This window comes from Algoriphagus terrigena DSM 22685, from assembly GCF_000429445.1.
Lineage (GTDB): Bacteria > Bacteroidota > Bacteroidia > Cytophagales > Cyclobacteriaceae > Algoriphagus > Algoriphagus terrigena.
On sequence record NZ_AUBW01000007.1, the window covers coordinates 46791 to 63414 of the forward strand.

General features: G+C 49.2%; 13 protein-coding genes. 8 read left to right on the plus strand and 5 right to left on the minus strand.

The window, feature by feature from the left end:
* The first annotated feature begins 106 nt into the window (after positions 1-106).
* The 8 genes from G459_RS0107360 (at position 107) to trmB (ending at position 9715) form a co-directional block, all read left to right on the plus strand.
* Positions 107-3094: a tetratricopeptide repeat protein gene (locus G459_RS0107360; RefSeq protein WP_026967067.1), complete on the plus strand. Its 2988-nt coding sequence runs from the start codon at positions 107-109 to the stop codon at positions 3092-3094.
* A gap of 3 nt (positions 3095-3097) precedes the next feature.
* Positions 3098-4822, plus strand: coding sequence for a TonB-dependent receptor (locus G459_RS0107365; protein WP_051315118.1), 1725 nt, complete (start codon positions 3098-3100; stop codon positions 4820-4822).
* 67 nt (positions 4823-4889) lie between these two features.
* Entirely contained in the window at positions 4890-5726 is an 837-nt protein-coding gene (locus tag G459_RS0107370; protein WP_026967069.1) for a hypothetical protein, read from the plus strand.
* 1 nt (position 5727) lies between these two features.
* Positions 5728-6414: a MotA/TolQ/ExbB proton channel family protein gene (locus tag G459_RS0107375; protein ID WP_026967070.1), complete on the plus strand. Its 687-nt coding sequence runs from the start codon at positions 5728-5730 to the stop codon at positions 6412-6414.
* Positions 6415-6416: 2 nt separating this feature from the next.
* Complete coding sequence (locus G459_RS0107380) at positions 6417-6806, plus strand: ExbD/TolR family protein (RefSeq protein ID WP_026967071.1); 390 nt, start codon at positions 6417-6419, stop codon at positions 6804-6806.
* 3 nt (positions 6807-6809) lie between these two features.
* On the plus strand, positions 6810-7766 hold the full coding sequence (locus G459_RS0107385; RefSeq protein ID WP_026967072.1) for a hypothetical protein: 957 nt from the start codon (positions 6810-6812) through the stop codon (positions 7764-7766).
* A 2-nt stretch (positions 7767-7768) separates the two neighbouring features.
* Complete coding sequence (locus tag G459_RS0107390; protein ID WP_026967073.1) at positions 7769-9055, plus strand: bifunctional folylpolyglutamate synthase/dihydrofolate synthase; 1287 nt, start codon at positions 7769-7771, stop codon at positions 9053-9055.
* Positions 9056-9715 carry a tRNA (guanosine(46)-N7)-methyltransferase TrmB gene (gene trmB / locus G459_RS0107395; RefSeq protein ID WP_026967074.1) on the plus strand — a complete coding sequence of 220 codons (660 nt, stop codon included), beginning with the start codon at positions 9056-9058 and terminating at the stop codon, positions 9713-9715. It abuts the gene before it with no gap.
* A 99-nt stretch (positions 9716-9814) separates the two neighbouring features.
* On the opposite strand, the gene G459_RS0107400 is transcribed toward trmB, so the two are convergent.
* The 5 genes from G459_RS0107400 to G459_RS0107420 form a co-directional block, all read right to left on the minus strand.
* Positions 9815-10693, minus strand: coding sequence for a 3-hydroxyacyl-CoA dehydrogenase (locus G459_RS0107400; RefSeq protein ID WP_026967075.1), 879 nt, complete (start codon positions 10691-10693; stop codon positions 9815-9817).
* Between the two features lie 5 nt (positions 10694-10698).
* On the minus strand, positions 10699-11727 hold the full coding sequence (locus tag G459_RS0107405; protein WP_026967076.1) for a phosphotransferase family protein: 1029 nt from the start codon (positions 11725-11727) through the stop codon (positions 10699-10701).
* Positions 11720-12931 carry an acyl-CoA dehydrogenase family protein gene (locus G459_RS0107410; protein ID WP_051315119.1) on the minus strand — a complete coding sequence of 404 codons (1212 nt, stop codon included), beginning with the start codon at positions 12929-12931 and terminating at the stop codon, positions 11720-11722. The genes G459_RS0107405 and G459_RS0107410 overlap by 8 nt, the downstream gene beginning before the upstream one ends.
* Before the next feature lie 9 nt (positions 12932-12940).
* Positions 12941-13708 carry an SDR family NAD(P)-dependent oxidoreductase gene (locus tag G459_RS0107415; protein ID WP_026967078.1) on the minus strand — a complete coding sequence of 256 codons (768 nt, stop codon included), beginning with the start codon at positions 13706-13708 and terminating at the stop codon, positions 12941-12943.
* A 203-nt stretch (positions 13709-13911) separates the two neighbouring features.
* Positions 13912-16458, minus strand: coding sequence for a TonB-dependent receptor (locus G459_RS0107420; protein ID WP_026967079.1), 2547 nt, complete (start codon positions 16456-16458; stop codon positions 13912-13914).
* Positions 16459-16624: the final 166 nt, after the last annotated feature.

Sequence of the window (16624 nt, forward strand, 5' to 3'; positions counted from 1 at the left end):
ACCCAAAAGCCGAACTAGGAATTGAGCATTTTGTATTAGACAGGATGTGATGAATACGCGTGATGCGAGATTCCATGTGGCCATTTTAAACCAATTATTATAACAGATGAAATACTACCTGGTGCTACTTACAGGCCTCGGGATAAGTGTGGACGCTTTTTCTCAATCCACTCTCTATCAGACCAGTCCCCAGCAAGCTCTGGATTATCAATTGGAGCTTTTTGACAAACAGCTCTTTTCTGCTGTTCTCTACGACAACAGCCGACTGCTCAGCCAAAATCTAAACGGCGAGCAGCAAAAATCTGCGGAACTCCATCGCGCAATGTCGGCTCTCCAGATCGAGAGTCCCGATGGGCCCGGACTGATGAAATCCTACATCTATGACCATGGAAGCCATCCATCCGTGGCAACCGCGGGGTTGTATATGGGGGATCATTTTTTCAACAAGAAAAACTACAAAGAGGCCCTCGATGGGTATGCGCTGGTCAAGACAAGCAGTCTCAGCGAAGCCAATAGAGCCGATGTGCTGTTTAAGCAGGGCTACTCGCACTTTCAGTTGAAAAACAATGCGGCTGCCGCACCGTTTTTTGACGAGGCCAAATCTCTCAATCAGCCGATTAGTGCCGATGCCTACTACTACAGCGGTTTTATTGCAATGGAAGGTGGAAACAACACCAAAGCGATCAGTGACCTTCAGGCAGCTGGCAAATCGAACTTTTATGCCACCAAAGTTCCTTATTTGCTCACCGCGCTCTACTATCAGGAGGGAAATTACGATCAGGTGATCAGCTACGCGGAGCCGCTTTTGGCTTCCGGTCAAAATCTGGATCGAAAGGAAACCATCAACCTCTATCTCGCTGAGGCTTATTACGCCAAGAAGGACTTTGCCAATGCGGCTAAGAACTATGACGCGTTTATCAATGCCAAGAAAGGCACCCTTTCCCGGGAGGAAGTGTACAAGGCCGGGATTTCTTTCTTTGAAATAGGAAACTACCAGCGGGCTACCGATTACCTGAAAGTGTCCGCCTCAGCGACGGATGAAATCGGCCAATCTTCGAGCTACTACCTCGGACATTCTTACCTGAAACTGGAAAATTACCAGTTTGCGACGACCAGCTTCCAGGCGGCGTCCAAATCCAGCTTTAACAAGCAAATCCAAGAAGAATCGCTATTTAACTACGCGAAGACCAGCCTTCAAAAGGGCACTTTTTCGGTTGCTATCACTGCGTTAGACGAATATCTGAATACGTACCCTTCGGGAAAAAACAGGGCCGAAGCGGAGACTTTGCTATCCGAAGCTCTGATCAATTCAAGCGACTACCTTCGGGCAATCGAGCAGATGGACAAGATCAAAACCAAGTCTCCACGGATACAGGCGGCCTACCAAAAAGTCGCCTTCTATCAGGCGATGGTTTATTACCGAGATCAAAAGTACAAGCAAGCTTTGTCGTTGATTGACAAGTCTCAGAGCTTTCCGGCGGACCGGGATTTGCTGTTGGAGACGCACTTCTGGGAGGCGGAGATTTTGGCTGCAGATGGCAATCTACCGCAAGCAATCCGAGCTTACGAGGCCCTCCGGGCCATGAATCCAGCGACGACCAATCCGTATGTAATCAAAACCCACTACGGTCTGGGCTATGCTTACTTCAATTCTCAGAACTACACCAAAGCCGAAGAGCAATTCAGGCTGTACACCGAGAAACTAAGAGGCAGCGAAGACAAGCAGAATTATGACGACGCGTTGCTTCGCCTGGGAGACTGCCAGTACGTGCAGAAGAAATTTGGAGATGCAGCCGGGACTTTCCAGCGGGCGATCTCTGAATCCAATTCCCAAATTGATTACGCCTATTATCGTCTCGCGGTCGTGCAAAACTTCCAGTCCAACAACAATGAGGCGCTCGCCAACTTGGATCGCTTGATTTCCGGTTTTCCTTCCAGTCTTTACCGCGAAGATGCCATGTTCCAAAAGGGGCAGATTTACCTGGAGGAATCCCGTTACAATGAAGCTTCCAGCGCTTTTACCGATCTGATTACCAGCAGACAGAGTTCGCCTTTTATTCCTTTCGCTCTGGAAGGAAGGGCTGTAGCGAATTTTTCACTGCAGAATTACGACCAAACGATCGCGGATTACAAGGACATCCTGAATGAGCATCCAAATGCTGAAAATGCCGAAACCGCGCTAAAAGGACTTCAGGAAACCTTGGCACTTCAGGGGAGATCGGGCGAGTTTGGAGATCAAATAGCGAAATACAAATCTGCCAATCCAGGTTCGGGCAATGTCCAGTCTCTGGAATATGAGGCGGCAAAAAGCCTCTATTTTGACAAAAACTACCAGCAGGCAGCGAGAGCGATGGAGAACTACCTCAAAAGCTATCCGCAATCTGCACAGCGTGCCGAAGCGCTTTATTTTGCCGGAGATGCATTTCTCCAGGCTGGAGACCAAGAGCGGGGCTTGGGCTTTTTCAAACAATTGGAAAAAGAGCCGTCCTCTCCGCAGCGCGTGAGAGCGATGCAGAAGATCGGTGCGATCGAGTTGGAGAGAGGAAACTACGCTGCGGCAATTCCATATCTGGAGACCGCTGCGCAAAATTCACGCAGCAAGGCAGAAGAAGCCGAAGCGATCCAAGGGCTGATGATTGCCAACTTCGCTGTCCGCAATTTTCAGCCGGCTATCACCTTTGCCGACAAATTGATGACGCTGGACGGTGTCATCCCTGAGTCGACGCCGACAGCTATGCTGACTAAGGCCAAAGCCCAGCGGGAACTGAACCAGAAGGCCCAGGCTGAGCTGACTTTGCAGACTCTGGTCAATGACCACAAGACGATTCAGGGTGCGGAAGGCCTATACCTTTTGGCATTTTCACTTCAGGAAAAAGGTGACATACCAAAGTCAAACGACGCCATCTTCGACTTCTCGGGGCCATTTGCAGACTTTGGCTACTGGTATGGTAAGATGTTCATTCTCTTGGCGGACAATTACCTGAAAACAGGCGAGGACTTCCAGGCCAAAGCCACGCTCGAATCTGTCGTCGAGCGTGCTACCGATGCAGATATCAAAGCCGAAGCAGAGGCAAAACTCAAAACCCTGAATTAAGCCATGAAAAGATTAACCCTATACTCATTTATTGCGGGAGCATTTGCTTGTGGCATCACCTCTGTATCAGCTCAGGATCAGCAGCAGCAGAAGAGAGGCGAAGTGACCGATCAGGAATTTGTGATCCGCAAAGACCGGGTGCTGACCGTCCCGACTCAGCCAAGATCCTTTGAGCGCATGCCCGCTTTGCCACAGCCTAAAGGTTTGGCGGATTTCAACTATTCAGTGACGCCTTTCTTTTTGAATTTGCCGGCACTAAAACTTCAGCCCACGGCTTTGGAGAAGAGCTACCGACAGGACAAGGTGACTCTCTATCCCGGATACATCCGAGCCGGTTACGGCAACTTCGCTTCGCCGCTGCTGGAGGGAAGATACATGTCCACAAACGCTGATCCGCTGAACTACGCGCTGAAATTCAAGCATCAGAGTTTTGGCAAGGGGCCAGTCGCGGGGGAGGAAAGTGCAGAGTCGCACACGGTGTTCGGAGCTGACGGAAGCTATTTCACCGATCTGGTAGAAGTATTCGGAGGATTGAGCTGGGGTCAGGATAAGTATTCCTTTTACGGAGTAGATCCAATGCTTTTTGAAAATCCGGATGTTCCGTTTGAGACGTCTGACAACGTGCTCAACAATGTGCAGGCGAAAGTTGGAATCCGGGATATTGAAAAGACTGGACTGTTTTCCTACGAGGGACAGCTGAGTTTTAGAAATTTCAAAGACAGCTATGCTGCCAAAGAAAACGAAGTGGGAATCCAAGCGGGAGGGAAGGTCAGGACCGAATCTGATTGGTCAGGAGGAGTTGACTTGGCTTATTTCCATACCAATCCCAACGATGTCGACTATCTGGAAAAGCGAAATTACTTTTCGGTACGTCCGCGGATTTCTTACAATTACGAAGCGTTCCGGTTCACGGCGGGTTTGAATGTGGTGTCTGAAAATGATTCCATAGCAGAAAAGGACAACGATTCTCATATTTTCCCACTTTTACAGGCCAGCTACCAGTTTGCTGATGAGTTTGGGTTCTTTGCGGAGTTCTCCGGCGACGTCCAGCGTAACACGTATTTCAGTTTTGTAAATGAAAATCCTTTCCTTGGCCCGAGCGAGCAGTTGTTGAACACTGTCAATAATTACAAGATCGAAGGTGGGATCGAGGGTCAGTTTCAGGAAGCTTTCCATTATCGGGCTGGCATCAATGTGGGTCGGTACAACCAACTTCACTTCTTTGCAAACTCTTTGGCAGATAGCTCTCGGTTTGAGCTCGTCTATGATGACAAATCCACAGTGGTCAATGTGAACGCGGAATTGGGCTTCAAGATCAGCGAGGTCTATTCCTTGGGAAGCCGCCTGGACTTGTATCAGTATGAGCTGAATACCCAGCAGGAGGCCTGGCATAGACCGGTTTGGGAAGTGCGGATCAACAACCAAGTGACCCCGGTAGATCGACTTTTGCTCCAGGCAAATCTGAACTTCATGGGTGGTATAAAAGGACGAGGGACGCCAATTATGCCAGATTTGGGAGGAATAGGAGGAATCATGGTTCCTGAAAGCTACGAGGTGGTCAATCTGAAAACCATTGCAGATCTCCAGCTAAAGGCTGATTTCAAGATCACCGACCAGATCTCGATTTTTGCCGAAGGCAACAATATCCTCAATGGAAAAAACACCCGCTGGCTGAATTATCCTGTGCGGGGAATTCAGTTGATCGGCGGGGCGAGCTTCAAATTCTGATAATGTTTAACTCCCGGGTTGGCCTTTCGCTGCATTTCGGTTAGTTTCGTAGCTTTCTCAATTGAACATGCCGGCAAAAGACTCAGATAACAAACAGTGGTCAGATCCTAAGGATTATGGGCTTCCCTTTGTGGAGATTACTCCACTTAGGCCCAAAGCATTGACTGAAGAAGTGAGTTCAGCCGATGAGTCGATGCCGCCTGTTCCGACTGCAGAAGCGATAATACCTGTTCTTCCGGTCGTTTCCGAATTGGAAATCCAGCCAGCGCAACCTGTTGAGGAGAGCGCATCAATTGCTGGCCAACCGACGAAAGCACCGGCTGCAAGCAAACAGGGAGAAGAGGAAAAATCTTCCTCGTGGGTTTGGGCGGTGGTCTTGATTGGCTTGGGAATCGTCGCCGTGATCGTGTGGCAAATTATGGCTAACCAAAACACTCAGGCGTCAAAACCTGTTTTCGAGATTGTCGATGAACCTGCAACCGAGATTCCGGCGGTGACGGCCGATTTTCCTACCGAAACTACAGCAACTGACCAAAATCAACCTGTTGTAAATCAGGATTCTATAACCCCTTCCAATATTTCAAATCCTAATATTTCCAAACCTGCCGAAACTGGTACAACTATTGCCAATACTGCATCTGGGAATTTGATCCGAATAGAGTCCAAGACCGAGCGTCCGCAGTATTTTATCATTGTAGGAAGCTTGCCAAACGAGAAGTTGGCGCTGGAGGAAGCAACTCAGTATTACGGCAAATCAGCCGAACTTTATCTGATTGCTCCCCATGATGGCGGTAGAAATTACCGTCTTGCGCTCTCCAAATTTGGAAGCTTCAAGCTGGCCTCCGAGAAACTCGAGGAAATCAAATCCCAATACAAGGAAGAATTGTGGATTTTGAAATATTAATATGTTGCTACAAACCCTCTCGACTGACAGTCTAACATCCATGGACAGCCTGGCAACAGGCGCTACTCCCGAAAGTATCGGCCTGCTGGAAATCCTCATCAAAGGAGGATACATGATGATCCCGCTCTATGCACTGTTTGTGCTGGCGATTTTCATCTTTATCCAGAAAGTAATCACCCTCAACAAAGCCTCCAAGACTCCCGCACATCTGATGGATCAGGTGAAAGTCCTGGTTCAGAGCGGGCAGATTGAGAAAGCCAAGATGCTCTGCGCCGGGGAAAATACACCTGTAGCCAACATGATCGCCAAGGGGATCGACCGAATCGGATCGCCGTTGAAAAACATCGAGGTGTCTATCGAAAACGTCGGCAAGATCGAGATCTATAAACTGGAGAAGAATCTGGGATTGATGGCCACTGTCTCGGGAGCAGCTCCTATGATTGGGTTCTTGGGTACGGTGACTGGGATGATCCAGGCATTTATCTCCATCGCGCAAGAAGAGGGAATGGTTTCTCCAAAGTTGCTTTCCTCTGGTATCTACGAGGCAATGATTACCACCGCTGCGGGACTAGTGGTCGGTATCATCGCTTACCTCGGTTATAATTATTTGGTGACCCAGGTTTCTAAGCTGGTTCACAACATGGAATACACCTCGGTAGAATTTATCGACCTCCTTCAGGATAAATAACCATGGGACTTCAGGCAAAAAATAAGGTTGAAGCAGCATTCAGTATGTCGTCCATGACGGACATTATCTTCCTGTTGCTGATTTTCTTTATGCTTACTTCCTCGTTCATCACACCGTCTGGCCTTCCTGTGAATTTGCCTTCCAGTGAGACATCGGACATCGTGATGCAGGAGGTGACGGTATCTGTGACCAAAGACCTCCGCTACTCGGTCAATGACAAGATCGTGGGTCGCGATCAGATCAAAGCTGAGCTGACTACGCTGTTGGAAGGAAAAAAAGGTCAGGTAGTTTTGCACATTGACAAGGAAGTTCCCGTTGAATATTTAGTGGAGATCGGTGGCATCGCTGCCGGATTGGAAGCCAACGTTTCCATCGCCACACAACCCTACTAAGCCATGCAGACTTGGAACGCTGATCAAGTAGAAAAGGACAGTAAACGTAAATCCGCCATCATCACGATAGCGATCAACGTCCTGATGCTCTTGGCGTTTTACTTCATTGTTGTTTGGCAAGAGCAGATTCCACCCCTACCGACCTATGGTTTGGAGTTGAACTTGGGCTTTACCGATACTGGTTCGGGAAACAGAAACAGCCCCAATGCACCATCCGAAACTCCTTCGGAAAGCGTAGAGCAAGCCGCTCCGGGTGAAGTGGCCGAGGCTGTAACCCAACCTGCCGCTCCGGCTCCAAGTCCAAAGACCGAAACCGCCAAACCCAAGACGTCTTCCAAACCAGCTACCAATAAAGCAGTCACAACCAATCCTTCACCCATTAGAGGCGAAGAAAAAGCTGCTGTTGAAACCAAAAAGCCTGAGCCAACCAAAGCTGAGCCGACTAAGACCGTCACTACTCCCGCAAAATCCGAAGCAGAACAGACTACTCAAAAAGCTCCTGAAAAGCCGAAGATTGACCCGCGAGCAGTGATGGGAGCAGGAGGGACTTCCGGCAAAAGCACCACACCGGCTTCCGGTGGAGCGCAGGGCAGTAGCAATGCCAAGGGTGACGAAGGAAAGCCAACAGGCACCGTCGATGGCCGCGCCATTATGGGTGAGGGCAGCGGGAAAGGCACCGCTTCAGGAGCCGGATATAGCCTGGACCTTGCGGGTTGGGATTTTGCGTCCAGACCGACGATCAATGACCGTGTGTCTACCCGAAATGGGAAGATCGTTTTCAAGATCACAATTGACGATTCCGGGCGGGTCGTACAGGCTGTTCCGTTGGAATATAATGTTTCCAACGACGTCTTGGCCTATTACCGTCAAGTCGTTAATCAGATCAACTTCAAAAAATCCGGTGGTGCAGCCGCTGATTTCTCAACCGGAAAAATCACCTTTGTGATCAAGGTTGATTAAAAATGAATTACCAAGAGACGCTGGATTACCTTTTTCACGCGCTTCCCATGTTTCAACGGGTAGGCGCGTCAGCATTCAAAAAAGACCTGAACAACACCCTTGCGCTTTGTTCTCATTTAGGCAATCCAGAGCGAAAATTTAAGTCCGTCCACGTCGCCGGAACCAACGGAAAAGGCAGCACCTCGCACTCCATCGCCGCTGTACTGCAATCTGCCGGATATAAAACCGGACTCTACACTTCCCCGCACCTCAAGTCTTTCACCGAACGAATCCGCATTGACGGCCGGGAAATCGGCGAAGATTCTGTCGTTCAGTTTGTCGACGAAAACAAAGCGATACTCGATGAACTCCAGCCGAGTTTCTTCGAGATGACCGTGGGAATGGCCTTTTGGTATTTTGTCCAAGAGCAAGTCGACATCGCAGTCATCGAGGTGGGGATGGGCGGAAAGTTTGACAGCACCAACGTCATCATACCGGAATTGAGTGTGATCACCAACATCGGCTGGGATCATGTACAGTTTCTCGGAAATACGCTGCCCGAGATAGCCGGAGAGAAAGCCGGGATTATCAAGCAGGGTATTCCGGTGATTGTCAGTCAGACTCAGGAAGAAACCACTGCAGTTTTTCTGCAAAAAGCGCAAGAGATGAACGCTCCGATCCATTTTGCTGACCAACTAATCCGCGTCGATAAAGTGCAAACAGTTGCTAAACACGCTGTTTTTTCCGTGGAAAAGGAAGGGAGAAAGACAGAGCTGGAGTTTGGATTGCTCGGAGACTATCAGCGATACAACCTACCTGGAATCTTGGACTCTGTGGATCAGCTGAGAAAGCTTGGCTGGGAGATCTCAGAAGATGCGGTGAAAAAGGGTTTGGCGGATGTCGCTCCACTTACCGGACTGAAGGGGCGCTGGCAGATCTTGAGCGAGAAGCCGCTGACCATTGCCGATACCGGCCACAATGAACCCGGAATCCGGGAGATTGTCGCTCAGTTGGAAACCTATTCGTATGAGAAGCTCTGGGTCGTGATAGGAATGGTGCAGGACAAGGATATCTCTAAAATACTTGTACTGTTGCCTAAAGAAGCGGAGTACGTCTTTTGCCAAGCGGACTTGCCAAGAGCTCTGCCAGCCGATCAGCTTGCCGAAAAAGCGGCCGCCGTTGGACTCAGAGGCGAAATAATTCCGGACGTGAATGCCGCCTTGAACTTTGCCCGAAAAAATGCCGGATCGGATGACTTGATATTTGTCGGAGGCAGTACTTTTGTGGTCGCAGAAATCGACGACCTTTAAATGAGCAGAAAGAAGATGGTTCGCTTCGCCGAAAACGAAGTGAATCCAAATGTAATTCAGGCTGGAAAGCCAATTTTTGAAACTATCAAAGGGAAATGGAACTCAGACCAATTCCAAAATCAAAACCCGATTGTAGTAGAATTGGCCTGTGGCAGAGGAGAATTTACCGTCGGCTTAGGTCGTGAATACCGGGATCAAAACTTCATCGGAGTAGATATCAAAGGCAGCCGTATCTGGAAAGGAAGCTCTACCGCTACCGCCGAAGGAATCACCAACGTGGCCTTTTTGCGAACCCAGATTCAACAACTTTCCGAATTTTTTGGAGAAGGCGAGATATCGGAGCTGTGGATTACTTTTCCTGATCCTTTTCCCAGAGATGGAGACGAAAAGCGCCGTCTGACTTCACCGAAGTTTCTCGAGATGTATAAGCCGATGCTCAAGACGGGCGGAATTGTACACTTCAAGACAGACAACACCGGGCTGTTCGATTATTCCTTGGAATTGGTTAATTCCCGTGAGGATATTGAAGTGTTGGCTTTCACCCACGACTTCTATCAGAGCGAGATGAAGGATGATCACCATGGCATTAAAACCAAGTACGAAAAGCTGTTTTCCGACAAGGGCGAGAAGATTAAATACCTAAAATTCAGGTTTATTTGAGAAAATGCCCCTGAGAAAATTATTATACAGGCTATGATTAGCTAGGGCATTCTCCCGAATCAAGTTCGGGACAGGCTATCTGGCCTAAAAAACAAATTATTAACAGATGAAATCCGGATTCTTGAATTCAGGATAAGGGTAGGAATAAAAACCTTCTCCTGACTTTTCACCAAATTTCCCCTCGTCCAAATACCCCTTCAAAAGTACGGCGAAAGCCTGTGAATGCCGGTCCGGCAAGGCGCTGATGATGTGCCAAGCCGTGTCCAGTCCAACGGAGTCCATGATCCCGAAAGGCCCCATAGGCATGTGAAAATTAACCATCCAAGCACGGTCAATGTCTTGAATGGAAGCGACTTCTTTGTTGAGTAGTTTGGCGGCCGCGCCGAGCAAAGCCAGAAGCAGCGTGTTGAATAGATAACCCGGGTTTTCCTTTTTGAGGATGACGGGCACCTGATTGAGCTTTCTCCCCAGTTCTTCCAAGAGGGAAATAATAGCGGGGTCGGTTCCGGGGTGCGGCATGATGTCCACGACACGGGAGTAGAACACATCATGAAAGTGAAACGCGCAGAACTTGTCCGGCCGACCGCTGTCTTCAGCAAACATAGAGGCAAGCATGTAGGAAGTATTCGTCGTGAAAATCGTCTTTGCAGGAGCAATCCCGCCAAACTGTCGCCAAACCTTTTTCTTTATTTCCAGGTCCTCCGTCACGCTTTCGTTGATGAGGTCAGCGTCTCTCGCCGCTTCATTTGGGTCCAAAGTGAATTGAATCCTTGCCAAAATTTCGGGCTCCTGTTCACTGGACACCTGACCGGATCGAGAAAGCGGCCTGAGTAATTTGACCATCATGGCCTGTGAAAAATCCAGGGCTTTTTGCTCGATATCATACACGGATACATCCAAACCCGATACCGCTGCCTGCAAAGCAACGCGGCTTCCGAGGTTGCCCGCTCCGAGGATACAGATCTTTTTGATTTCCATTTTCCTTAGATTTTTTCGGTGAGGATTGCTTTTTCAGCTTTTTTTCCGGCCGCTTCCACCACATGAATCAATGCAGCGAAGCGGGGATCACTAGCAAAGCCCAATGAATAGCGCTTATAGATCTGCTGGGCGATTACCGCGACTTTGAACAGCCCGAACACGTAATAAAACAGGATGTTGCTGAGGTCAAAAGGAGTAAGCACGTCGTAGTATCTGATGAGTTCGGCTCGGGTAAGATTCCCGGGAAGATGAGTCAGGTTGAACATCTTGAGGATCTCCGGATCGTCGTCCTGTGCCCAATAGGCAAGTGAAGTCCCGAGATCCATCAGTGGGTCGCCGACCGTTGCCATCTCCCAGTCCAAGACCGCTGAGATCTCAGAGATGTTTTCCGGATTCAGCACCAGATTGTCGTATTTGTAATCGTTGTGGATGAAGCCTACATTTTCCTTTCGGGGAATGTTGATCTTTAGCCAGTCGGCCACCTTTTCCATCTCAGGGAGACGCTTGGTTTTGGCTCGGTGATAGCGGTCTGTCCACCCGCTAACCTGGCGTTGAACGTATCCGCTTGGGCTGCCAAGACGGATTAGACCGGATAAATGGAGTTCTAACAGATGAAGCTCGATCAGGCTGTCAAGGGAGTTTCTGGAAAGTTGCTGAAAATCATCCGACGAAAGCTCCATGCCCGCGGGCATCTTGCGTCGCAGGACGACGCCTTCCACAAATTCCATGATAAAAAACGGCACTCCAATTAGATGTGGGTCCTCGTATAGGAAAATCGGCTTAGGAGACTTACCGTAGCCGGCCTCGAACAGTCGCTGCAAGACCTGACATTCACGGACCACATCGTGGGCTTTAGCAGCAATCTCACCAAAAGGCGGTCTTCTTAGCGCAAACTTACCTTGTGGCGTTTCAAGCAGAAAGGTCAAGTTAGAAAAGCCGCCCGATATGAGCGTGATTTCAATAGCGTTTCGGTCCCACTGCAGCTTGTTCTCCAGATGTACTTTTAGTTTTGAAAAATCTATCTCATCACTCATTGCGGCGGTAGTTTTTTAGAATGCTTCGTGCCAATGCTGATTTGTGGACCTCGTCCGGGCCGTCGTAGATCCTGGCGCCACGCTCATGTCGGTACCAGAATGAAAGCAAGGTGTCATCTGTGATTCCGAGTGCGCCGTGCACCTGAATGGCCCGGTCGATGACCTTCATCAGCACATCCGCCACAAAGAATTTGATCGTCGAAATATCCTCCCGGACAGCCTTTGCACCATGTTGCTGCATCTTTTCCGCAGTGTCCATGACCATCAAACGACTCGCTTTGATCTCTGCGCGGCTCTCTGCAATCCAGTTTTGAATGGTTTGTTTTTCGGCCAGAGGTTTGCCAAAGTCAAGCTGTCGACTCACTGCTCTTTGGCACATCATGTCAAAAGCCCGCTCACAGATCCCGATCCAGCGCATGCAATGGTGGATGCGGCCGGGACCGAGCCGTTCCTGCGCCAGAGCAAATCCCTGGCCTTCCTCGCCGATCATATTTTCTGCGGGAACGAGGCAATCTTCAAATCGGATCTCGGCATGCGACAGGTAGTCTTCACCGGCATCGCCCATGATCGGGATATTCCGGATCAGCTTAAACCCCGGAATGTCCAAAGGAACGATCAGCATACTCGCTCGCTGATAGGCAGAGTCGGCATCGGGATTCGTGACGGCCATGACGATGGTAAATGCCGCACCATCCGCCGCGGTGGTGAACCATTTGTGGCCGTTAATTCGATAGCAATCACCTTCCCGGACCGCCGAAGTACCCATGATTATCGGATTGCTTCCGGCATGTGCTGGCTCAGTCATGGCAAAGCAGCTTCTGATTTTTCCCTCCTGAAGCGGTTTGAGCCAGGTTTTCTGCTGTGTTTCCGAGCCAAAGAGATGTAGCAGCTCCATATTTCCGATGTCTGGAGCCTGACAGTTGAAGACGTAGTGCCCGACGGGACTTTGACCCAAAATCTCTGAAACCTGTGCAAACTGAACTAGATTCAAACCGACTCCGCCATCTTCTGTAGATAGATGAGGAGCGAAAAGACCCTGGGATTTTGCGTCGCTTCGGAGTGATTCCAGCTGAGGAAGAAAGCTTCTGAAGGGGCCGTTGACTAAAGAAAGGTCAATCGGGAAAAGTTTGCTTTTGACGAATTCACGGTATCTAGAAAGAAGTGCGGAAAAATCATCCTTCGGGATATTTTGGGCAGAATGCATGCTCGACGCTTAAATCGTAAACCCGCCATCAGCGTTGAAGACACTTCCTGTGGTGTAGGAGGAAGCGGATGCGGCGAGAAAAAGTGCCATCAAGCCAATTTCCGTCGTAGTTCCTGTCCGTTTGATGGCAAGCTGCTGCAACATCTTAGCGAGAATTTTTTCATTGGACCAAAGTACTTCAGAGAATTTAGTTTCGATCAGACCTGGGCAAATGGCATTGACGCGGATCTTAGAATCGCCCCATTCCATAGCAAAAACTTTTGTGAGCGAGACCAACGCGGCTTTTGAGACTGAATAGATTCCCAAACCGGGCTCTGGAGAAATTCCTCCGACTGAACTGATATTGATCACCGATGCCCCGGAAGATCGCCTGAGATAGGGGAAACAAAGGCGGCAAAGCTCAAACGGGGCTTTGACATTTACCGCCATGATCTTGTCAAATGCCTCCAGGCTCGTCTCATGGATCGCACCGAACACCGGATTCACGGCTGCATTGTTGACCAGAATATCGATGGTGCCATATTTTGCAACGGTCTGATCTACCAAACTTTGAAGATCTGCGATATTTCCAACATTGCATTCGATGCCGGTGGCTTCGTAGCCCTGGGATTTGAGAAAATCTGCCTTTTCATCCAGCGCTTGCTGTCTGCGGCTACTGATGACCACTTTGGCTCCCGCCGCAGCAAAAATCTCCGCAATGCAAAAACCGATTCCTTTACTCGCCCCGGTGATTAGAGCAACTTTTCCATCTAAAGAAAAAACTGAGGATAAATCCATGGTTTAGGGGTTATATGATGCCTTAAGATAAGAAAATTTGAATGAGGTGATCATCATTTTAGTCTTAGTTCCACATGATTTTCATCCATGGATTTGATAGTATTTAAACGGTTTCCTTGGAGTCAATTGTCTGATTTTCTGTAATAAAAAAGCCGGATTTATCAGTCCGGCCTTTCCCATTAACAACAAACACAAATTTAAATTTAAAACCCGTATCTCAGCGTCACGCCGTAGGTAGCAGGGTCGCCGAGCACAGCTGCATAGTGCCCAGCATTTCCGGCGGCCGGCAAAAGTTGCTCGTAATAATTTTGATTCAGCAGGTTTCTGGACCATACGAAAGCTGAAAATCCTTTGCTCACCCGATATCCGGCCCGGGCGTTGACCAGTGCGTAGCCGTCTACATTTAGAAACTGTGAAGGAGAGGGGCTCGAGGAAAATTCCGACCTGAAAAACACGTCGGAGGCGATGAAGAAACTTCCCTGCTTTCCGAAAAACTTGCCCGCTTTGGTATACTCTCCGCCAAATGAACCTGCCCATTTGGAAACGCCCGGAAGTCTTCCGCCAGAGATGTCTTTGAAAGCAGACTCTCCACCTGTTTCCTCCAAGGGCACGGGCGCGTTGGGGAAAGAAACATAGATGGCATCGGTGTACGCCAAGGCTCCATTCACGGTAAAGGAAGGGCTGAGGCGGATGTTGCCATCCAGCTCCAATCCGATCACCCGGACTTCGTCCGCATTGGCCAAGAAACCGCGGTTTACGCCAACCTCAGCCGTTTGCACCAGCGTTTGGTAGTCCTCGATGTTAGTATGATGAAATACCAGATTCAAAGCGGAACCTTTGGTTGGCGTGGTTTTGACGCCCAGCTCGTAATGTTTGACGTACTCCGGCTTGACTTCGGCCAGTTCCAAAAGCGGCTGACCGGCAACTGCGGGAAGGCCTCCCAAGTTAACTCCTACAGGTTTGTAGCTGGTAGAGAAGGTACCAAAGGCGTTGACTTTGTCATCAAATTGGTAGGCGAGGGTGGCTTGTCCGGACCAGTTCTGGTTTTCTACATTTGCAATGAAGCTCTGGGGCGAATAAACTGAGCGCTTAATAGCGATCAATGCCGGATCGTCCGTTTCGAGTCCCCCGTAGGTTTCTCGGTTGTAGTCCACATCTTTTCTGTCGTAGTTAAATCGGATGCCGGGAAGAAAATGGAGTTTTTCAGTGATAGCCCAGTCCAGCTGACCGAACACCGCCGCTCCGACTGATTCCAAAGAAGAAGTGGTTCTGATGCCGTAGCCCTCGAGCAGCCCTGGAGTGGCCCAAAGCGGGCTGTTTGTGTTTTGGGAAAATCTCCATTGAGCAGCGCCTGATTCCTCGGTGTGATAGGGCGAGGTAACAAGGTTTTGACTGAGATAGAATACTCCGAATACGCCACTCAACTTCTTGGAAAAGTCACCTGCATATCGGATCTCCTGAGAAAACTGCTCGTGCCTGGACGGTGCCTGAGACAGCGAAAGTACAGGCAAACCCGTGAAATCCCGGTCATTGGAAGGTCCCCAGTTCCAATATCTCCAGGCGGTAGTAGCGGTCAGAGTTCCGGCACCCAGTTGGATATCTGCATTGAGAGAAATACCGCCCAGATCGTTTTTCGATCTCCATGGGGTGTCGTGATCGATCTTTCGGTCAAAAGCATCTCTGGAAGGAAGGTCGTAATCAAGATCAGCGATGATTTGCTCAAACTGTCGATAGGGAGCGCGTTGGGTTTCTACCACACCGGCCACCACTTGGGCATAGCCGTCGGGACGCTGCGAGCTTGCATCTCCGGCAAGAAGGATTTCGATCCTACTGGTAGGATTGTATAAAAGTTGCCCTCTGAATCCCAGATTGTTTAGGTCGTTGATGTACTTGCCCGTCACCGTATTCTCAATTGTGCCGTTTCGCTGCGTACCTGAAAAGGAAGCTCTTGCGGCCAGTTTTTTAGACAAAGGTCCCGAGACAGATGCTTTCGCCTGGACAAAGCCGTAGTTTCCGTAGCTCAGCTCTACGGTGCCTTCCGGCGTGTAGCTAGGTAGGCGGGTAGAAATGTTAAACGCGCCGGCTGTGGTGTTTTTGCCGAAAAGCGTGCCCTGCGGACCTCTTAATACCTCAATCTGCTCAATGTCGATGAAGTCCAGGGTAGTAGCGGCAGGTCTTGCAAAGTAGACTCCGTCGACGTAGAATCCCACGCCAGGATCAATTCCGTCATTGGTCAGACCAAAAGTTGACCCAAGTCCTCTGATGTTCAGCGTGGTATTCCTGGGGTTTGAAGAGTAGAGCTGCACCGATGGTACGAGTTCTTTCACCCGATTGACGTTGAAAGAACCTGATTCTTCAATCTTTGGCCCGCCAACCACCGAGATAGCAATGGGGACTTTTTGCACTTCTTCGGTTCTTCGACGTGCGGTGATGAGGACCTCTGCCAATTCCAAATCCTCTTCCAATCGAATGGTGAGTAGGTCAGAAGAAGATGAAGTAACATCAACAAAATATTCTTTGAAGCCAACGAAATTAACCTGAAGGCGATTGGGAAGCGCCTGCTGCGAGATAAGGGAGAACTCTCCAGCTTCATTGGTCAGCGCGTAGGTATTGGAACCTTTGACTACAACCGTAGCGCCAATTAAAGGCTGGCCCGAGGGATCCTCTACTTTCCCCTTGATCTCAATCTGCGCCATCGCCAGGCTCGAAGAAAGCAGACCTGCGAAAAGTAGGAGTAAAGTCTTTTTCATAAGAAGGATAGGTTTGAATAAATTATAGTAAAACCATTATTCCTATCAAAAAGATAGGATATGTAGGCAAAGGTATATTTACTTTGGAAAACACAAGCAGTTTTGAAAATTATTTCAAAAAAAAAATCGAAACTGAACTCAAAATTAGATCGAAGCTTTGTGTCGA